The sequence below is a fragment of the Actibacterium mucosum KCTC 23349 genome (genome assembly GCF_000647975.1).
Classification (GTDB): Bacteria; Pseudomonadota; Alphaproteobacteria; order Rhodobacterales; family Rhodobacteraceae; genus Actibacterium; species Actibacterium mucosum.
In genome coordinates, this window is sequence record NZ_JFKE01000002.1 from 1 (window position 1) to 20,839 (window position 20,839).

Annotated in this window: 10 protein-coding genes; 4 read left to right on the forward strand and 6 right to left on the reverse strand. The window is 55.6% G+C overall.

The genetic code is table 11. The annotated features are described in order from the left end of the window. The coding region (locus ACMU_RS03330) for an HNH endonuclease (protein ID WP_201769864.1) at nucleotides 1-937 on the reverse strand (937 nt) is incomplete at its 3' end. A gap of 661 nt (nucleotides 938-1,598) precedes the next feature. Here ACMU_RS03330 and ACMU_RS03335 point away from each other — a divergent pair. From ACMU_RS03335 to ACMU_RS03345, 3 genes are all read left to right on the forward strand, one after another. After that, complete coding sequence (locus tag ACMU_RS03335; RefSeq protein ID WP_161635616.1) at nucleotides 1,599-3,173, forward strand: hypothetical protein; 1,575 nt, start codon at nucleotides 1,599-1,601, stop codon at nucleotides 3,171-3,173. Between the two features lie 12 nt (nucleotides 3,174-3,185). Then, nucleotides 3,186-4,664: a hypothetical protein gene (locus ACMU_RS03340; protein WP_152544498.1), complete on the forward strand. Its 1,479-nt coding sequence runs from the start codon at nucleotides 3,186-3,188 to the stop codon at nucleotides 4,662-4,664. A gap of 441 nt (nucleotides 4,665-5,105) precedes the next feature. Further along, nucleotides 5,106-10,292 carry an ATP-binding protein gene (locus tag ACMU_RS03345; protein WP_152544499.1) on the forward strand — a complete coding sequence of 1,729 codons (5,187 nt, stop codon included), beginning with the start codon at nucleotides 5,106-5,108 and terminating at the stop codon, nucleotides 10,290-10,292. 25 nt (nucleotides 10,293-10,317) lie between these two features. On the opposite strand, the gene ACMU_RS03350 is transcribed toward ACMU_RS03345, so the two are convergent. Continuing rightward, nucleotides 10,318-11,796 (reverse strand): DNA cytosine methyltransferase, encoded by a 1,479-nt coding sequence (locus ACMU_RS03350; protein WP_051587887.1) that lies wholly within the window; start codon nucleotides 11,794-11,796, stop codon nucleotides 10,318-10,320. Between the two features lie 253 nt (nucleotides 11,797-12,049). Here ACMU_RS03350 and ACMU_RS03355 point away from each other — a divergent pair, with 253 nt between their 5' ends. Continuing rightward, on the forward strand, nucleotides 12,050-12,763 hold the full coding sequence (locus ACMU_RS03355; protein ID WP_051588041.1) for an HhH-GPD family protein: 714 nt from the start codon (nucleotides 12,050-12,052) through the stop codon (nucleotides 12,761-12,763). 320 nt (nucleotides 12,764-13,083) lie between these two features. Here ACMU_RS03355 and ACMU_RS03360 read toward each other — a convergent pair whose 3' ends face one another. The 4 genes from ACMU_RS03360 to ACMU_RS03370 all read right to left on the reverse strand — a co-directional run bounded on the left by ACMU_RS03360 (nucleotide 13,084) and on the right by ACMU_RS03370 (nucleotide 20,330). Continuing rightward, complete coding sequence (locus ACMU_RS03360; protein WP_035256214.1) at nucleotides 13,084-15,450, reverse strand: PriCT-2 domain-containing protein; 2,367 nt, start codon at nucleotides 15,448-15,450, stop codon at nucleotides 13,084-13,086. Beyond that, nucleotides 15,443-15,664: a helix-turn-helix transcriptional regulator gene (locus ACMU_RS19955; protein WP_407636986.1), complete on the reverse strand. Its 222-nt coding sequence runs from the start codon at nucleotides 15,662-15,664 to the stop codon at nucleotides 15,443-15,445. Before ACMU_RS19955 ends, ACMU_RS03360 begins: the two co-directional genes overlap by 8 nt. A gap of 260 nt (nucleotides 15,665-15,924) precedes the next feature. Then, nucleotides 15,925-17,115: a tyrosine-type recombinase/integrase gene (locus ACMU_RS03365; RefSeq protein WP_035257354.1), complete on the reverse strand. Its 1,191-nt coding sequence runs from the start codon at nucleotides 17,113-17,115 to the stop codon at nucleotides 15,925-15,927. 554 nt (nucleotides 17,116-17,669) lie between these two features. After that, entirely contained in the window at nucleotides 17,670-20,330 is a 2,661-nt protein-coding gene (locus tag ACMU_RS03370) for an ATP-binding domain-containing protein (RefSeq protein WP_035256217.1), read from the reverse strand. Nucleotides 20,331-20,839 lie beyond the last annotated feature (509 nt).

Consider the following 20,839-nt stretch of genomic DNA (forward strand, 5'->3'; position numbering starts at 1 on the left):
CTTCGACCAATCTCTCGAGCAAATCGTACATTACCAATCTTCGTTGATCTTTGTCGGCACCGTAGTGAAGTTCCCTATGGCAGTTCGGACAAATGGCGATTGCATTCGAGATCGTGTCACTTCCGCCATCGGCTAGTCGCTTCAAGTGATGAACTTCTAGGAAAGGAGTGCCATGGTCTCTCATGAACGGAGCCTGCTTGCCACAGCACTCGCAGGTACCATTCGCTAAATCCAAAACCCAAGCAACGACTTCGGCACTGCGCATGAATCGCGTAGTGGTTACGTCTATGGCGCTTGGCTTTTCATTTCCTCGCGGGGGGAGACGATCCTTCTTTTTACGGATATTGGCGACTTCGACTTCGAACGAGGCGACCGGCGCGTCACGTCGCTTTTCAAGTCGGTTGATGATGTTTTCAATGTCGCGTGCAACGTTGATCCCAACGTTCTTGGCGGGTGGTAAACCGTTTATCCATCGCCTGCCCATGATCGAAAACACGTAGGAAATGTTTTGCATGCGGTATTCAAAGGCTTTTGCGCTTCGATCAAACCTGTTTGATAGGTCTCGGTAATAAGCTTGCTTAGAGTATTCCACGCCATTGAGCTCGTTCCGCCGCATTTCCATATATGCAGCAACCGACGCTTCCAATTCGCCCTGTGTCCATTTCGTTGGCATTCGATTTACCTTGGCAATCCCAGTTGCAAGAGGACGACTCCCATAGCTGATTTTCAAGTCGTGTCTGGCGTTTCTTAGTTCCTTGACGGCCACTTTACTTGCCTGCCTGGTCGTTTGCACATCGTCCCAACTCAAGATGGTCACTAAAACCACACGTTGGATTTCCTCCATTTTTTCACTATTCGCGATTTGGAACGCCGTCGAGCACTGTTCATTCCATTCGAACCAAGGTCGCGTCCAGCAAATAGCCATGACCAAGAACATGAATATTAAGCGACCTAGGATTTGGTCGATAGTTGCGACGGCGTAACCCGAGGCGCCCGCTTCAGTTGAAAGTTTGACTACAGCTGGTAGGGTCACGAAAGTTGCAGCCCAATGAGTAGTTTCGCTCTCCTTACTTTCAGGGCGGCACCATAGTATCGCCACAAGCGACCAATAACCGGTCCGAAAGAGTAAAGAGAGAAACGAATTGAGCAGCAGCTATCCAACTTGGATTCTGGAGCGGTCGTTCGGGGGCCTAGGTGCAGCAGTATCTCCGGAGTACCAAAGCACCGCAACGAACTGGCCCGATGGTCCCTCTTCGCCCATGGCACGCGAGGCATGCGATGCCTTGGCGCGTGCGTGCAATGGCGCGGAGGGCGCCAATGGCCCCACGTGCCTCGTCTTCTTGGTGGGAGGGGCCGGCAACGGTAAGTCGAAACTTGCCGCGGAAATGGTCTCTGCCATACACGGCGAGAGGCTTGGCGAAAGGACGCGCTTTGCGCAGCGGACCTACGAGTATGCCTTGGAGACTGGTGAGCGGCTCCGAATCATCAACGATGCCACCATCCCTCCTGCTGACCGGCACCGAGCTCCCTTAGTCCGGGATCTTGGCGACGTTCTGCGATCAGGCGATCACCTCTTGGCATGTATCAACAGGGGCGTGTTGATCGGTGAAACGCGCAAACCCGAAAAGAATGGCGCGGACGAAGCCGAGCGAATGGCATCGGCTATCGCGGGCTGGTTGCTTTCTGGCAAAATACACGACGCGGGAACGGGGGATTGGACAATTGAGCTCGTCGACGATGACAAGTCATCAGCACATTACGTGTTCGGCGAAGTGCAAAAGAACGGAGAGCCTTCCGCGGTGGTCCACGTTGTCTACATGGACGGAGCATCACTCCTCGAGCAGTGGACACCGCCCAAGGATCAGTACGAAGGTTATCGCGCGCCCCTTCCGACGGGATCTGTCGAGGTTACGCCGGTGCTCTCGGACGACCGGTGTGCACGGCGTGTAGCCTTCCACGAATGCGTGACCCAGGCCGCTACTACAATACGGCATACGCTTGAGCGCGACGAACTTGATCCCGTGCAGGCAAACGTTGCCTCGCTGTCTTCTGACGACGTTGCAAGCGGCTGGTGCTCCTTGCTGCGGGGGGCCGCAGTGATTTCAGGGACCCATTTTACTTATCGCGAGCTTTGGGCACTCTTCGTCCAGTCGGTTCTTGGTCCGGCGAGCCCCGATAACTTGGGGTCTCTTCGCGACTGGGTAGATGAACGCATTCACGAGGTGCGCGACCAGTCAGGAGAGCCACGCTTGCAGGCGTTGCTTGCGCTAGGGAGCATTAGGACTCACATGCTCATGTTCGATGCGGGCGACGTTTCCAAGTACCGGGAGAAGGGTGGCTTGTTCCCCTGGGCAGATACTGAGAACGATGCGCTGCGCGCGGTTCGACTTGCCGATCCACTCAGGAATTTCGGGCCCGCCGATGGACGCCAAAACACTGAACTCGCGGACGCGCTAGCCGAGATCGAGGAGGGTAAACTCCCGGGGCAAGGAATTGCAGAAGAAAACTCGGCAGTTGCCAGCTACTGGAGCCCGCTCGACGCGGAGATCGAGCGTGTGATCCGCGACGAGGTCGATCCAAGTAACGAGCATTCAAGCCTTGTGAGACGCAATTGGCTCTTGGGTTGGTACGGGCGCTACATGTTTCGGCTGGTTGGGGTGGCAAATGGCTGGTCGGCCCACTGTTCCGTGGTTAACGAATGGCAGAAAGCTTGGATCGATGCTGACCGAAGCCAACGGCTTTCCCACGAATTGTCCGAAGCAATCCTAGACATCGTGGCGCCACCTTCGACCGAGCGGGGGGCAGAATCTTTCTTCACCTTCCTGCAAGCCCGTGTGGACGCAGGCGATAGCGCGATCGAGCGAGCAATGATTGGCTTGCAAAGGAACCGGTTCGAGGTCACCGCTAGAGCGGAGGGCGAAAGGGTCGAACTTCAAATCGAACAGGGGCGGCATGGCGAAGCCCCCCCTGCTGCAACTGCGCTACTAGATTTCCACCTGCTACGCGAAGCCATGGCGCGCCAGAACGGCCATGGGTTCACCGACTCGCTAATGTTGATCGAGCCACGTATCGAGAGGATCAGGGCGAGCCTCGTGAGCTACCAGCTGTCACAAGACGAGAGCCGACATCGCTTCAAGTTTAGCAACCGCGGCCAGCCGGTCTTCACGAGATAGGAGGGCGAGAGCATGGCAAGCGACACTTCATTCTTTGGGCTCAATCGACCGGAGTATATTCCCTCGAGGGAATTGTTCCTGTCGGAACTGGCTTGGTCACTAACGACGCAGGGATCGCCGCGCCGAATAGACAAGGATTTTGGGCCGGCAGGCATCGCCTTTAACGATCGAGGCACTCGAAAGAACCCCGCGATTGAAACTACCCGCCCCAAGGAAGGCGATGACCGCTTCAACGCGATCGCCACAAAACTAAAAGACAACCTGCGTCTACATAGCAAAACCGAGGCGCGCGTAGTTGCCAACGTTCTACTGCACGAACTAGAGGCCCCCTCGTCTGCAAAGGCGACGCGCTCCGTCGTAACCCCGCTCACACTCGAATCCGCCCTACTGCAAGACCGGCGCGGCGCTACCGGCAAGAACAACCCGGCCAACATCGCCCTTATCTTGGAGCAAATGTTTGCCTTGGGAGGAGGGAATTCCTCGGTGGCAGCCCTGTGGGCAAAGGCAGTATTGAATGCCAGCCCGGCCGGACTGCCGAGATGGGCCAGCGAAGCCATCGCCGAATTGGTCCCGGAGCCATTCCAAGACAGTGTCGATGATCTGGTCAATCGAATTGAAACCCATGAACCAAGGGGCGTGCGACGCCCAGCTTGGCTTTCGTGCATGCCCGCTACGCCCTACCTGTGGTTCTCGAGCGCCTGGACCAGGCTTTGTTCCGATGACTGGATCGATAGCATGCCCCGTAGACGTTGGACCGATTGGGCGGCCTGCGTAGCCCGAACGGGAATCGCAACGGGATACATGTTCGAGTTACATCTCGCCAGACGGATGCTGTCGGCCTTGGCGTCCAGCGTTGATGCGAGGCAATCCGTGCGAGAGGCAATGGAAGACGCCAAGCGTCTCTTCACTTGGGACGATCGACTCGATCGTTCTGCCGCCGACGTTGTACCAATTGTTAACAAGCTTGCTGCCGATGGTACCGAGTGCCTGTCCTTACTTGCCGATTTGGTCGAACCCGGCGACTGGGAAGGCATCGAGGCACCGGCGGAATATGACGACGACCCAGACGGGTTGTCTAACTGGCTTGAAGAATCACGCGCAAGGCTCTCCGCTCGTGGCGTCGACATCGCGCCGATAGTATCGCAGGCGCTCGGTGCGCCGAAAGCCGGGGGCGCGAACAATACCTGGGAGACGATCCGATATTCGTTGGTGGATCGCAGTCCATCTGGGGCGGGCGACCTCTATGCCATGTTGCGCAGCGCAGGGCGCTACACCTGGGTGGAGCCTGGGCAGGAGTGGCTCGTGACCATTGCAAGTCTTTGTTCTGCGGGTCCCAAGTCGTTGTGTCGCTTGAACGATGTACAAGACGCGCTTTCCTCGATTGGCGTGGAAGCATCGCAACAAACGCTCGTCTCTCGCCTTGAGGGCTTCGGACTCGCGCGCAGCAGCCACGATGCTGACGATGCGCTCGAGATAGTAGCAGGGTTCTAGAACATGTCCGAAAGATTGCTAGCAACCGCGGTCGGGAGAATCTGCGGTCGACAAAGCGGCCTCTACAAGCTCGTTTTGCCGAGGTCTCTTGAAGTCGAGTTTAAGCAAGAGGTTGCGAGGTCCATCGAGGAGGTTGGAGGGGTAGCAGTCCGGATCGGAAACGACGACGGCGAGTACTCTGCTGGAGAGGCCATTGCGTTTCGTACCCCCGAGGATAACGCGCACGATGGTTCCATCGTCCTCGTTGCGGTCGACGGCCAATCGCGTGAACTAAAGTCGCTCGAGACTTTTCGGGATGCCTTGGCCGGAGGCATGCCAGGGGGTTTACACGAGTCGACTTCTGCCATCGTTGGCGTGGAAGCACTTGCGCGGGAGATTGCCGAACTCTCCGACCAGGCCGTTGGCTTGCCTTTAGACAAGCCCCTGTTGCGAGACTCGCTCATGGACGTGATCCCGTTTCTATCTCGTGCGTACCGGGAAGCCGGGAACGATGAGAAGCGGTGGACCGATGCCTTCTGGTTGCACATCGACATGCTCGTCGACCGTTTGCCGGCGGCGCTCGAGAGCATACCCACTGGGTCGCCCGGACACGCTCGAGACGCCGTTTTCGCGTCAGCTGGCTTGCCTCGGCCGGCCGGTGCCTGTTTCTACGCGGAAAAAAACAGCGCCAAGAAGTACGCCAAGATCATCGCCGAGAACTGGAGCTCCCAGGAAGCGATAGAACGTTCCCTCGTTGCAATCGATTTGGTTGATGACGGAGGCAGCGGTCAACACGCGCTTGCCGATCTCGACTGGAACAGTATCGCGACATCCCGCGCACTACGCGGACATCCCCTTCTTTCGGTTGCTTACCACGGTTCAGAAGAAAGGAGCATGGAATCCTGGTTGCATGGATGGGCCAGTACTTCGGAGCGCGCGTTCTTCCAAGAACAGGATTCGCAGGAACCGAACTATGAACTCGTTGCACTAAACGACGAAGGACGTGCGACGAGCCTCGATGAGCTCGGCTGGCAAGGTGTTGATCATGTTCTGCCACCCTACTCACCGGAGCTAGGGAGCGATGGGCAGATAATACTGGGCCGCATGCTGCTTAGGTTGATGGTCGACGCAGGGCAAAGCGGGGGGGACTGTCCCGCACTGTTCGAGGTAAGACCGGCAAGTGCCGCGAAAGTAGACCTACTGTCATGCAACACGCAGGAGGGTGTCATCGAGGTCACCTTCGAGTTGTCGCGCCGCGCCGCGAATTCGGGAGGTAAGTGGCGAGAGAAACCTTTCACTCTTTCGATTTCTCCGGTCCGTGTTGTTGCCGGCTCCAACTTCGTGACACCACTTAACCTAAAGATATGTGCCCCGCATCCGGCAAGGCCAACGCTTATCGCTCTCGAGGAACGGCGAGCCGCCGGGAAGCCCCTGACATCCTTTGCGGCAGATGGTCGCTACGCAATTGATGCAGATGCGAGGGCCGTCGTGCAAGCCGACGAAGACATTGAGCCAACCACCCTGAAATTGAGCGATGGGCAGAGCAATATCAAGCTGGCAGTCATTGGCGCCACTTCCGAGCCCATATTGGTGGGTGGGCGGACGCTCCAGCGCGTGGCTGAGCAGGACGGGGATGTCTTTCCAGCGATCTATTCGACTTCCACCCTGCCAGAAAACCCGGTGGTTGAGGTCGATGGTTACCAAGTAGCCGTCGAGGTGCCAGAAGTTGAGCATGGATACGTAAACCCACTGGTCGCCGCCATTACCGGTGAACCGGTCATTCCCGCAGACGATGCTCTTCGCGACGACCTCATGTCGGACCCCCGGGGCTGGCTGGAGCAATGGTATATGGAACAATGCATTGCGGCGTCACCATCGAGTGAGCTCCGCTCTTGCTTCGGCGCTTGCGTGCTCGAGGCAAGCGGGCGTGGTGCACAGGCATTGACCTACTCCGACAGCATAAGAGCCTATTCAAACACGGGCGGGCGCGTGCACTTGGAGTTTCCCGCTGAACTGGCTCAGTCGAGTGGTGCAAAGGCGTTCTGGCAAGCGTTTGACGACCTAGACCTCGGTCAGTTCTGCGGAGCACAAGAGGTAAGTGCCTGGCCCAGCGCGCTTGACCTTAGGGACATGTCTCCGGAGAAAGTCGACGCTTATCTCGATGCATTCGCGAGACTTCTAGACGAAGCTGACGAACCTCGAGCCCACTCCTGGATAGCATACCCATTCTCTGCCCTGCTCTTTAACCAACAGAAAGGTGAACCCGAGGGTGTGCTAATTTCACCGCTTCACCCCTTGCGCATGGCGTGGTCTTGGAGCGTTCAAAAGGCAGGCGGGGAACTGGTCGCCAGCAAGACCTTCGGAAATGTCGCATCTTCGTTCCTGCGGTTCGTTGACGGCGAGCTTCTCCCCTTAACGGGACCAGCAACTCGTGGGAGTGAGCGTTGGGTCAGCGCGGGGCTTGCTCCGGGTCCCCGGGAACTTTTCGCGGGCTGGGTACTCTTAACTGGAACAGCTTTGAGAGAAAACCACTTGGGCAAGTCTATAAGCTTGCTTGGCCTCGAGTTGCCATTCGGGGCACCGTCGGGGCTCGACCAAGGCGGCGTTTCTTCGGCCTTGCGCGATTACATGCGGGTCTACCCGTCGTCGCCACAGCTAAGAATTGGCCTAGCGGCGCCAAGTGGAGGAGAAAGATACGTCGAGACCGACGAAGCCATAATAGCGGCGTCTGGAGACTTACTTGCGCGCCGCGGTGACGAACTTCCGGGAGGTGTTCGCATCTTCGATGCGAGCAACCGAAAGGGGAACCTGCCGAGTGCCGTGAATGTCCTACAGAAAATCCTGCCAGAGGCGTTGCAGGCACGAAGGTTCTCTGGGCACGCCCCGTTCGAGTGGACGACTGATCCCGAGTATGGACCGGCATCGAACGTCGACATCCAGTTCATCGAGGATACCGTGGTCCGCGTGCGCGCGGAGGAAATCATCGGCGAAGACGATCCAGTGGGGACTTCCGGGCCTTCGTTGCCGTTTAACCGCTTCCGCTCTTGGCGCGCCGACGAGATGTCCGACGACGTTTCGGGTTTTGCGCTTGGTTTGCAGGCAGAGAGTTTTGGCGAGCTTCCCTCGTTTCGAGATGCGCTGGCCAAGGTGGAGACACTGAAAGCCTCGGGTGCGGGCATCAAGCTCGCATCCGCGCTTCGCCTCGGAGAAAACCTGCTTGGCGATCATGCCCGTTGGACGATCACGGGTAACAGGCACCTAGACCCGTCCGTATTGTCGCTTCAGCTTCGGCGCGCGACCGGTGAATTGGCGCTTTGGGAATGGCGACCAGCCTTCCTGTCGCGCGACAAACAGAAGGCGTCGTCCGGTTCAATCGCATCGACGCATCCCTACACCGTCTTGGCGCGTCCTTCGAATGCCTTGAACGAAGAAGTGGCCAAGATTTTGCGAGACTGCGGTATGGCGAGTACGCCAAGCGATGTACGCAACGTCATAGCGAGTCTGGGCGTGCGTGGCGTGGGCCTGTCCTCTTTGCTGACCATGGGGCATACGCAAAGTCTTGGAGCGATGGGCTTTTCTCTTGCCTTCAAGACCCTCAGGGAATGGGAAAAACGCGCGGGTGGCGCTGAAATCCGCTGTATTGTTCCCATGGATGCTGTTTTCCCCTTGATCGCCATTCTCGGGGAAGGGGCGCGAGCAGTAGATGAACAAAGGCGTGCTGATCTGCTGCTTGTGACAATTCGTTTGGCGGACGGCGGCACCTGTTCGATTGAGCTTCATCCTGTCGAGGTAAAAATGAGGTCAGCCGATAGGACCTCGTTCCCAGCGCGGGGCTCCCAACTACTGGCTGACCCGAAGGACCAGCTGGATTCGACCAAGCGTGTCTTGGAGACGCTCGGAAAAAATATGGCGGGTGAGGATGGGAGACTTGCCCTTGTGAATGCCGCGCTGGCCACCTTGGTCGAGTCGGCGTTCTCGCTTCGCCCAGAGCGACTGCCGGGGCACGTGCAACTTGAAACTGGAATCCTCAGCCGCGTTGCCGCAGGTAAAGCAAGCATTGCCGTGTCTGCAGGAACGCTGCTCTGGTTCCAAGTGGATGCGGTCGGTGCAGGTGGTGGCCTCTACGAGCAACGCGCCGGAGCATCTGGCGAAGCTGGCCAGTTTTTTGCCAATCCCAGGTGTTTTGACGATGCTGAACGCCTCTCTCAAGTTGGTGTGCAAGTCGCAGAAATCGTTGAGCAGGCAGTTGCCCTAAAGATCGTCAAGCCCTCCGACGACGATCTAAACACGGAGGACGAGCAATCAGCCTTGGACCTCGGTGATGGTGAGACAGGCGGTGGCGAGGAATCTCCCGATAATGTCAACGATGGGCAGAAGGATGACCCATCACACTTCGGCGATGAGGACACAGCCGAAGAAAAGGACGCGGATGTCAGCCTAGAAGATGTGGACAAGGGTGAAGAAGAGTCACCTTGTGACGAAGCGGAAGAAGGTGAACATGCACCTCTGGGTATCGACGTGCTCGTCGGTCACCGTCCACGCGGGGCCACGATGGAGTCGGTGAGTTTCCGGCCAAGCGAAACCGCTCTCAACCAGCTAAACGTCGGGGTGGTGGGTGACCTCGGCACCGGTAAGACGCAGTTCCTCAAGTCCTTGGTATTCCAGCTTTCGCGATCGGCGCAGTCGAACCGTGGGCATTCTCCCAAGGTGTTCATCTTTGACTACAAGCGTGACTATTCCGAAGGAGAGTTTCCCGAGGCGTTGGGCGCCAAGATCCTGGACCCCTCGAAATCGCCCCTTCCGATTAACTTCTTTGCCCTAGGCGTTGACGCCGATGACCGCGTGGCCGTGCAGATCGAACGCGTGCGACGCGCGAACTTCTTCTGCGACCTGCTGCGGCGAATCTCCGGCATTGGCCAAGTACAAAGAAACGATCTCTATTCAAGCGTCATGCAGGCGTACCAATCCTGCGCCCATGGTCACGCGCCTTCAATAAATGACGTCTTCGACGTTTATTCGGCGCTAGGTAAGAACGACAGCGTTGTCTCGGTTTTGACCCTGCTTCGCGACCTGATGATCTTCGAAACCGATCCCGAGAATACCACCACGTTCGTGGACCTATTTGACAGGAGTACGGTTCTGAACCTGTCTGGTTTGAGTGGCGCGGGACAGGACATCGTGGACATAGTGGCGACAATGTTTCTGGACAACCTCTACACCGACTACATGAAGATGTTGCCCAAGGAACCTTTCTTGGAAGGCCCGGATGGTATCTCGCGGCGCAAGGTCGATTCATTCGTTCTAATCGATGAAGCTCACCATGCCATGAACCGCGATTTCGACGTCCTGATGAAGCTCATGCTAGAGGGTCGAGAATTCGGGATGGGTGTCGTCTTGTCCTCGCAATTCCTGTCTCATTTCGATGCGGGGAAAAATGACTGGGGCGAAGCATTGTCTACTTGGGTCGTCCACAATGTACGAAACGCAAGCGCGAGGCAATTCGAGCGCATTGGATTCCGACACGATGTTTCTCGAATGGTGCAAGAGGTCACGGGCCTTGAAACGCACTGGGCGTATTATCGATGCGTCAATGGCTACAACGAAGGTATCCTGATGAAAGGACAGCCTTTCTTCTCTTTGCCAAGGTAATTCGCAAAACGCTCCCTTTTGTGCCCTATGCCACTGCCGTTGCTTTCTGATTGCGCCGCGCCACCTTGATACTCGAATTGAGAATGTCGATTAGCTGTGAGCCTAGCGCGCATCCGAGCCTTGGAGGTACAGCGTTTCCGACCTGTGTATATTGTGGGACCTCGAATTTCCTTCTGTGCGCTCCGGTTGTCTCCTTGGAGCGGAATTCGAACGCGTCAGGGAACGATTGGAAGCGAGCAAGTTCGCGAACCGTCGGAACACGGGGTGATGATGGATGCACATAGTCGTCGGGAAGGCTCACAATAGTTGGCGCGGGCTTCTCCCACGCCAAGGCACGCTGGCTGTGTTTCTTGGTCGCCAGCCTGCCAATCAGTCGCATGAGCGCGCGTTGATTTCTTGCAACGACGGTACCGTCTCCACTTCGTACGGGGTACTGAACATTGGAAATCGCGTCCAGCAAAGATTGACGAACCCAATAAGTTGATTTGTCCTCGCGGAGGGGGAGTGCTAGGACACCCGGGCGCATTCCGGCATCCCGGAAATATTGGTAGAGCCGAAAGCGCCTCTCGACGAGGTCGGAGTGCTGGCGGCGAACATGGTTGCTCAAATCATTAGGGCGATCGACTCGACGTTCAATCCCGACAAGGAACCTTGAATCGGACTTCATTTCCATCGCGTACTGCGACGGAGAGCCTTTGGTGTCGCAGCCATTTTCCACCAAATCCGCAATCGCGTCAGCAACCGTCAAGTGCCTATGTGCCAGTTCATCTTCGAAATGAGACCGTTGGGGTGCGAGGGCTGGACGCTGTCCAATCAACGAGACATCGGGTGAATCCAATGAAGAGTCCCAAGTCTCTGCCGTGACAGAAATGTTAGCCTTAGTCGCAAGGTCAGAACGCAGCCCAACGAGGAAGACCCGCGGGCGGTGCTGCGGAATGCCAAAGTGAACTGCGTTGAGCAGCATGGGTTGCACTGCATAGCCGTGCCCTGTCTCTGCGAGCGCGATACGAAGCTCTTCGAAAGGTGACCTTGCACCGTGCTTCCGGAAATCGTTCCTGAAGCCTGAAACGTTCTCGATGATCACGGCCTTCGGATTGGTCGACGCGACGAAGGATAGGAACTGCCAGGGCAGCTGATTTCTTTTGTCGTGGGGATCGCGGCGTCCAGCGAGCGAGAAGCCTTGGCATGGCGGACCACCTGCAACGAGGTCGATGTCGGCCTCTCGGAGTCGAGATATTATCCGCTCCGATCCAAGCACCGCTTCCAGCTCACGCACGACCAGTCCTGCATCAGCCTGTTCCTCGACAGAGAGGTCTTCGTGGAATGCGTGCCATTCCTCGGGATCATCAACTGGCCGAATGAAGTTATGGTAGTACGTCTCTGCAGCCATTGGGGACTTTTCGACAGCCAATTCAACCTTGAAGCCGGCTTGCTTCAGCCCGAGCGAAAGGCCGCCGCAGCCCGCGAACAAGTCAACACAAGTCATGGCGGTGTTCTTGGTCATGTTTGGTGCGATGCTTCCTGCTCGAAGGCTGTCTATGCCTTTTGTCGTCCGTCTATTCGATCATGCAAGGGCCGCTGAGGCAACATTTAACCCTACTGTCTGCACAACATTGAGTGTATGCGAGGTGCAGTTGAACGATCTATTGAATGATCTTATACGATTGGTCCTCAATTCCAATAAGCGTGCCCCAAATAGCCAAGGGCTCAAAGCCAGACTACCTTTACTAAATTCATCTCACTAGGTCATGGCGCTAATGTCACCGGATCAACTGACCAGGAGCGACAAGTCCCGGATTACTAGGGCCCGTGGGAAGCTGTTGGCGTGGTTCAAGCTGTATGGACGTGATTTCCCTTGGAGAAGGCCAGGTGCATCCCAATATGAGCGCATTTGCGTCGAGGTCTTGCTCCAGCGGACGCGAGCGGAAACCGTGGCCGGGATCTATGACGCGTTTTTTGAACGCTATCCCGATTGGCTGAATCTGGCGTCGGCATCTACTGAAGAGCTCGAGGAGGTGCTGAAGCCAATTGGCCTTTGGCGCCGTCGCGCCAGTTCAATTAGCGCACTTGCAAACTACGCAAGCACGCACCGGGGTGAATTCCCCTCGTCGGAACGCGAATTGGCCGAGGTGCCGGCTGTGGGGCAATACGTGGCCAACGCCATTCAACTGTTCCAGCACAACAGGCGCAAGCCACTGGTCGACGTCAACATGGCGAGATTCCTTGAGAGGTATCTGCGACCGAGGCGCTTGGCGGACATTCGACACGACCCATGGTTGCAGGCGGCTTGTCATTGGCTTGTCGATGGTACTGACCCGATAAGCGTCAACTGGGCCGTACTAGATCACGCTGCAATCACGTGCCGTGCGCGCAAGCCGTTCTGTGGAGCCTGTATCTTTCGCCGAACTTGCAGTTACTCCAAAACACTCGATTCGAACACCATGCTGAAAGGGGGCGCAGCGCGGACGTAACTTAAAAGAATTGCCTCAACATGTCGCCCACTAGATAATCACGCCATCCGCACCTTCCAACGGCTCGTATTCGATGCTGTTTCAAACTGCATCCCAAGCCTTTGCACGAACATGCGCAACGTAGGCTATAGACACTGCTGAAGCTTCTGACGAGGCCACCACCGCCATTAAGGTTTGGTTGGAGGGAAAAAGAATCAGCTAGATAGTTTTGGTATGGGCTCTATGGGTTGTATGGGGGGTAGAGCCAGGGAGAGCCAGGAAATAGCGTGCAGAACAACTTTTACGCTAATACGGCCCAGCTCTCCCATATCAATCAGCCATCAAAAATGGCTGCTCGATTCGGCTCTTTCCTCCATTTCCTGCCACTCTAGCTCCTGAAAGGTCCACGGAACCGGTAGTCCAACGAACGTCTCGAACTGGTGGCGACACACTTTTAGCTCCGGGAACTCGTAACGGGTCGAGCGTCGCCGTTCGTAGCCAGACGGCCCTCGTTCCATGAACACGCCGCTCTGAACCTTCGATACGGTCGGAAAGATTCGCGACACTTTCTGGCCAAACGCACTTTGCGGAACGTATCGCGCCCGGTGATCACGTTCGCTCATGTCGGCGTAGAGCGCCCGGATCGTCGTCTTTCCGGGGCCATTTCCGGGGGCGGCTGGCTGAGGTAGCTCGCCTTCGTCGAGGAGGGCAAACAAATAACGAACCTCAGGCCCAGCCGCGCGGAGAGCTTGCTCAAAAATCCCTTCGTTTTTGATAGTGCGCCCCGGATCTGGACCCTTGGAAATGTCGCGGTGCAATAGGTCACAAAGCATCGCTTCGTACCCACCATTTTCCATCTGTTCCACGATTGCCTGGAAATATGGCCGGTCTTCTTTGCGTGCATCATTCACGCGGAGCACCTGCCAGCGACGGTCTGCGAGGTCGGCGGGCACTACCGAGTCCTCATTAGAGGCGACCATAAAGAGAAGGTGGTTGCGCACCAATTCGGCATCGACCCCTTTTCGCTCGAAGAGGGTGTAGGGTTCTGTCATGCGTGTCTTGATAATACCGGCTGACGAACGATCGCCTCCAAACATGCCTTCATCGACAAACACAAAGCGTTTCCCGAAGAAGTGACCACTGAAGTTTCCCTGAACATGGGTCGCATGCGTGACCGTTAAGAAGTGGCGTCCCCAAAGACGGCCATAGGCGTTGGCCACGATACCCTTTCCGACACCCGGTGATCCCATGAGAACTGGGGCAGTGCCGACTACCAGACCTGGTTGTTGCACGCCCAGAGCCATCCAGTTGAGGAGCCATTCGTTGAGTTCGGGGTCACCGTCTGCGACAACATCGCGGATGTGTGCTTCCATCAAGCTCCAGTCTCCAGGTCGAGGCTCAACGTCGAAGCCGCTCCAGACGTTCCAAGTCTTTCCGTTTTGTCCAGGTCGGCCGTCAGGGTCGAAGTCCAACCGGTGCACATGCGCTGCCAGAGGATGATTCATCCAAATGTCGACAACCCTAGGGCGTGAAATCCCACCGTTGGCATCATGCACTTCCAGCCGATCCCAGGCGAAGCGGTCTGCGAACGCTCCCTTCCCCACCATTCGGACGACCTCGAGATCATCCGGCGCGAGGTTCTTTTCGATGATCATTGTGGATTTACCGCTAGTGTAGATCGCGAATTGTGCGTTCATGCGTCGGATATGGGGATGGCTCGGTCCGTTCCAGCCTCGCTGTTTCGCCATGTGAAAGATTGTCCCGATGGCCACGTCGCCATCTGGTTCGAAGTTGTCCCACACTTCACGGCATGCAGCACTACCCTCATACTTGTTTGACTTGCCGGACCATTCATTCCAGATATCAAATCCGTCATCGGCAAGGCTATGCTTCAAGGCCAGACCGAACCTGATCCAAGTGTCGTAGTCATCTGCCTCGACAACCTTTAGCGCCGCTCTGACTTCTTCCTCATCTCCAGGCAGGGTATCGTGGCCGAAACCCGAACCCACGCCTGTTTGACGGGCCTTTGTCTGAGTGGTTCGCTGGGTCGGCGGAGCTTTGTAGACTTCTGAAACGTTCGGAGACAGCAAATCTTCCAGCGCCGGGGGATCAAATTCCAACCAATCAATAGGTTGAAGATCATCGCTGAGAGGAACCGAAGACCGGCTGTATGGTAGAGCCACTGCGTTGCCGTAGCTGCCCTCTTTTACGCGATCATTCTTGGGAAAAACCTCGATTTCCTTCAGTTGGACACCGCCAGTGCCATGCCTGAAACCTTGAGTCTCCAGAACATGACGCAGGAATTGCTTGACCAGTTTGGCAGGCTGAGAAGCTTGCCAGACCAACCAAATATGCAGACCTGAACCGCCGCCAGAGCGACAACACAGCGGCTTGAATCCCAGGCGCCGGAGCTCATCGCAAATGGGCCGGGCAGCAGCGACCAAGACATCCCAGCTGAGCGTCTTGTCGTGATCGTCGAGGTCAAGAACAGCAGTATATGTTTGATCGTCGAACACAGCATAGCCGGCGATTGGTTGGGCCCCGCTGAGGTGCCCAACAATTACTTCTGATGTTAAAAGGTCATCGACACGACGATACTTCTGCTTGCCAGTCTTCTGGAACGCGGCATAAGCGTCTTGTCGGATTTTCGAGGCGATACCTGCGACAAGGTCGAACCTGCGCTGCTTCAGATACTTTAAGTCAGCCATTTTCACCCTCCACAACAAATGCGTGGAGAGCGGACCGACGATAGCGGATCGCTTTGTTCAGATAACGAATGTATCGTGGTCCTCGGCCCTGGTACCGCCACTTTTCGAGCGTATAGGTACTAACATTGAGGAATTGGGCTGCTTCTTTTGTGGTCAGTAGCGGATCTACTGAGCCGGATTGAATTTGGGAGTGCATGGCACAGTCCTTTTGCATCGAACTGCGGGGATTGAGTGTGCCACAACTCAAAAGCCCCGCCCATTAGGATGGAATTGTAAGGCGATCGATGCTACGCCCCGGAAGTTTAGCTCGATCTACAAGGACCGGCCATTTGACTTCCCCGTCGCGACTACGGACTTAAACCGCCCCACGGATGCGAAACCGCTTATGGGTAGATTCTTTTCGCACTCTTATTATACGCAATAGAAGCCTCTATATCAACCATCTGTTTTATTTGACAAAAGCCAACTCCGAGGTCAGCTGGCTATGCGCGCTGGTTGTTCTAAGCGCCCCTCGACATTCTGCAGAATCTTAGCCGCCACCAGCGATACAGGCCCGCGCAGCCGCTCGAGATCGCTGACAATGTAGCCGGCGGTCACGTCGCCCGAAAGGCGGTGGTTCAACAACCGTTTCAAAGCGTAGTGCGGGATGTCCAAGCTCTCCGCAATAGTGATAAAGGTTCGACGGAGGTCATGAAGCGTGAAGCTGACTCCACTCCTTTCCGCCACACGGGCCGTGAACTTTTTGGTCTCAACGATATGACCTGTCTTACCAAAACTCGGGAACACCCAGGGCGATCTATTCGCCTGTTCTTTCCGATTTCGCAGTAGGGTCACCAGAAAGTCAGCCAGCGGTAGGTCTAACGGGTCTCCGTTTTTTGTCTTTGGGATGTGCAAAGCGCGCTCTTCTAAACTCACTTGTTCCCAACGGAGCGCGGCGATCTCATTGCGGCGCATACCGGTAAACATTGCGATGAGGAGAAAGTCACGCGCGTAGTCGGGCTCTTCCATTACGGCCGCCCACCAGTCCGGCAAGTCTTGGGCCGATACTACTCCGCGCCGCCGCCGCTCTGGGTACCAAGTGCGCGCCTGCGTTAGGATGCTAACTGGATTGGCCGGGAAATCATCATAGGCCGCCGCTGTCACATTGTATACCGAGCGCAGGTGCCGCATTGCATTGTTGGCAGTAACTTCACCATGCTCCTTTGCGATGCGCTGGTGGCGTTTGAGCACCATCTGCCGGGTGATGCTAGTGACTAACGTCCGCTTCCAGTCTTTCAGGTAGAGATTTGCAGTACGTTGGTAGCTTTCGCGGGTACTGTTCGCAAGGCTGCTGCGGGTTTCGAAAAATCGGTCAAAGGCTTGGCTGAGGGTCAGGCTTTCCTGCGCGAGGCGACGCTTTTCTGCATTAGGGTCTAAACCGGCCGCCATATCGCTCAAAATACCCAATGCGCGCTTTCGAGCCTCCTCCACACTGATCACGTCTGCACGCCCAATGGTCACGCGTCGTGTCCGGTGGTTCACTTGTCCTTCGGCAACGAAGACCTTTGACGCTGAACCTACCCGCACACCAAACCCTTTGAGCGTTGTGTCGCGATAAAGAATCTGGCCGTTCGTCGGCTTTTCCAGCGCATCCACAGAGCGTTTGGTGAAGTGAAAAGCGGGCATCGTGACCTCCTGACTCTCTACCCTCAATATGGGGCAAAGTCAGAAATATACAATGAAAATCAGATAGATAGATGACATGAGGTCACTCAATCCAAGCCTGTCCAAGGTAGTCTGGAGTTGTCTGAGGTGTCCTCGGGCGCGCGCGCGCGTGGGGCCGGGTTTCATGGATGGTGGTGTTAGAGTAACCCCGTCGAATGGCCGGTCTTCGAATCTCGTTCGACGGCCATCCTTCCGCCCATGCACTCGGCGCGCGGGACCTGCACCCCACGCTCTAGATATAAACCCGTTGATAGGGGGAGGTGGTCCATTTTTCAGGGTTACGCAGCTTGTTTGGCGTCCGCCATGACTGGCCGACATGTCGTGCAACAACTGCAGGTCGATTGGGCAATCCTGTTCTCCCGCCGAAGCTTTTTGTTTAGGCGATGCGGGATCGCTAAACACATAAAGCGCTTTTGCCAATTGCATCACATCGGCTGCAGTCAAGCCGGGCAACAACACACATCACGTTGTTGGTCCATGGCCGAGACAGATTAGCCCTTGACGATGCTCACGAGTCAAGAAGCCCACTGCTCTACAAATCGATCCCTCAGCGGTGCCAAGCGTTCCGGCAAGTGGCGCTCACAAGTCAAACCCAGGTAGGTTGCTGCCCGCGTTGCGCCCACATAGAGGTATTTGTCGAATAAGTCTGGCTCATTGTACGCAAGAACGTCCAACCCCACGAAGAACGCAGATTCAAACTCAAGCCCTTTGATGTGCTCAATCGCAAACACTCGGACCTCTGTTTCTCTGCCGATGACCTCACCATTGGGGCAGGCTTTGGCTCTAATATTTACTGGCTCCAGAAGCATGTTGAGGCTTTCTGCAACAGGTTGAACATTTGACTCGTCCGGAACAAAAACCGCGCAGGAAGGCAGCGTTTCAATCGACCGTTCAATTTCTAGGATTCGAGCGGATAGCCATTTGGAGGTTTCATCTGTGTCTGATCCTCCTTCAAAGAGTACCGGCTGAACTCCTGTGTGCGAACCAAACTGAGGTGCATGGACTTCGGTTTCTTCACCAGACATAGCCAACAACAAGTCGTGAGAGAACTCGGCAAGCCGTTGTGATTGCCGGTACCCGACATTGACTGCTTTAAGTTCAATTTGGGGTATAGCCCAACGGAGCTGATCTTCTGACGATGCACCGAAGCGAGTTAGTCTCTGATTAAAGTCCCCGCAAGCGAAGAAGGAGTGAATGTCCGGATGTGCCAGCTCGTACATAGACGCGAGCTGCAAAGGCGAAAAGTCGGTGACTTCATCCACGACAATCTGATTGCGAAAGAGCTCCGCAACGTCTCTAAGACGTGTCCAGTAGCGGCTTTCAATTCCACGGGAAACGGCTTGGCGAGCCAAGAGGTTGTTGGCACTTTTAAGGTAGGCGAGGAAGAGCAGGTCAAGTTCATGCGATGACAATGCGGAAGCCTCAAGGCCTTCCGGTGCGTACCACCCCTCCAAGTTTTCTCGCCGAAATGCTCGATATCTTTGCGAAAATCCTCGGAAATATCGGTTAACAGGATCGGCAAGAAGACTGACTTGAGACATTAAAAGAAGTTCTTGCCCTATTTGACGAGCTTCGTCGCGCGGAAGCGCTCGTTCGCCCAGCCACTCCAGTAGGTGAGCATTCCGTGAACCCTTGGGCAGCGTGCGGCTTTGCGCAACACTCCTTGAAAAGGCCTGCATGGCTCTTCGAAAAGTCGAGAATGCGATCTGCTCCCCTCGAGAAGTCGGCCGAGCGATGTCCTCATCAGGCAGCAAATCTTCTTCATCCGGATCATTCTCGACTTCCCGTTCAAGGCTTTCGATCTGATGAAGAAATTGGCCAGCAAACGAACGATCTCTATTGATCTGTCCTCTCAGGTGCCTATCCAAGCGACCTCTTATCGCCGACCGACGTTCGCCAATCCACAATTGAAGACTTTCTGCTATTTCCTGAAGGTCCACAAAGACGGGCAACAAGCTACCTTCTTCTTTGCCACCCAATGCTTGGAATGCGCTGTTTGCAATAGTTTGTAGATGCTCTTGCTCGCTCAGAGCTACCGATTTGCTCGCTTCAACCAACTGCGTAAAGAACGTTTTCTTTTGCCAGGCGTCAAAGTCTTCATACCAGCCGATCATGTCATTTCGAGCCTGATCGGTTTCATGGCGAACGGATGGTCTTAGTACAAAGCCACCTCCGCTACTTCCACTACGGAGTAATCGAAAGTGATTCTTGGATACTGGCTCTCGGAAGGCCTCCCAAGTGACGATCTTTGAGTTATCAGAAGGAACGCCTTCCTTTCCGAATGCTTCGCGAAGGTAGAGTTCAAGCAGTCGGGTTGGCGTGAACATCAACCAACTGTCTTTGTGTTCGATTTCGTTCAGCGACCGAGCCTGGCGGACAGTCCCAATGTCTTCGGCCATCTCTTCAGGCAGTTGCAGCTTCTGGCCCAGCCTTCGGATCAGCGTGGTCGTCTTACCAGTGCCTGGCGGACCCTTCAGCATCAAACGAGCTTGCAAAGGCATGCGGAACAACTCGTCTTGAGTTTTGTCCAGGATGGCCTGATCCCGAAGGCTTATTCCGCGCAAAACCTCGCGATGGAGGTCATCACTGATGCCGCTGTGTTCCGAATCCCAGTCGGCAAAAGGATCGTAGTCGTCTTTATCTTTCGGGGACTTCGTAAGCAGGTCTCGGAGCGACGCGATGAGAGAAGCAGGCGCGTCTTCAAAGAAAGCTCTTGTCCGCTCGGAGTCCCAGTCTCCATCGACTTGCAGAGGATGCAATATTAGCTTTTCGGTCACCTCAACTTCTACGCCATTCGGCAGAGAGTATGTGTCTCCAATGTCCTGCGATGCCAGTCTTCCGATTGGTGCTTTGTAGCTCGCAAAATTGGAAATGCCCGATACAGTGGACTGACGTGCAAAGTAGAAGGTTTTTTCGTTCCCATCTTCATCAACAACCGAGACGCGAGCCAAGGCAGGTTCGATGACGAGCCTTTGGTAGCCCTCTGCTAGGTCCTGAGATATTCCAGCCCCGGCTCCAATTGCTTGTCCGTCGTTGAGTGTATTGATCTGTGCAAGTGCAGAGGCAGGATTTCGGCGCGCATCCGTTAGCGCAACGCGTGCCTTTTCAGAAATTCGTGCAAGGCTTTCCAAAGTGGATGCTGCTATGTCTCTTAGATGCTCATTCTCACTCGACACGCTTCACGGTCTCCTATTGCCCCATTTTTCTTAGCCCATCATAGGCACATCTGGACATTTTGTTAGCTGCGGACCGCCGTGCATGGGGCGGACTGTGCTCGATTAGTAGGGGATTAGTAGGGAATGTACGTCAAACGTTCTCCTGTGCTGTCTGGCACCATCCAAGACCACTATCCAAAAAAGTAGTTTAAACGGAAAGAGTTATGTGGTTTCGGAGGGTTTGGTCCGGGTAAGTCCAACACAAAGACGGCAAAATTCGTAATGATGGGGTCGGGGGTTCGAGTCCCTTCAGCGGCACCAAACAATCCGAAAGTCCAAAAAAGATAAGGCTGCCATTGCTTGTCGTGAGCGGGTTCATTCTCGTTTTCCGGCTTGGAATTGCGCCCGGGAAGGTTGGTGCGGTTGGCCGATGTCCTTGCCCTTTTGCTTGACGGAGTGCTTGCAATCACATAGACACGGCCCAAGATGTTTACGTAAACATATTTGATGCAGCGCGGCCAAACCGCCCT

Coding starts and splice junctions, on each gene's coding strand:
- ACMU_RS03340 (WP_152544498.1), top strand. CDS start 3,186: ATGGCAAGCGACACTTCATTCTTTGGGCTCAATCGACCGGAGTATATT.
- ACMU_RS03345 (WP_152544499.1), top strand. CDS start 5,106: ATGGACGTGATCCCGTTTCTATCTCGTGCGTACCGGGAAGCCGGGAAC.
- ACMU_RS03350 (WP_051587887.1), bottom strand. CDS start 11,796: ATGACCAAGAACACCGCCATGACTTGTGTTGACTTGTTCGCGGGCTGC.
- ACMU_RS03355 (WP_051588041.1), top strand. CDS start 12,050: ATGTCACCGGATCAACTGACCAGGAGCGACAAGTCCCGGATTACTAGG.
- ACMU_RS03360 (WP_035256214.1), bottom strand. CDS start 15,450: ATGGCTGACTTAAAGTATCTGAAGCAGCGCAGGTTCGACCTTGTCGCA.
- ACMU_RS19955 (WP_407636986.1), bottom strand. CDS start 15,664: ATGCAAAAGGACTGTGCCATGCACTCCCAAATTCAATCCGGCTCAGTA.
- ACMU_RS03365 (WP_035257354.1), bottom strand. CDS start 17,115: ATGCCCGCTTTTCACTTCACCAAACGCTCTGTGGATGCGCTGGAAAAG.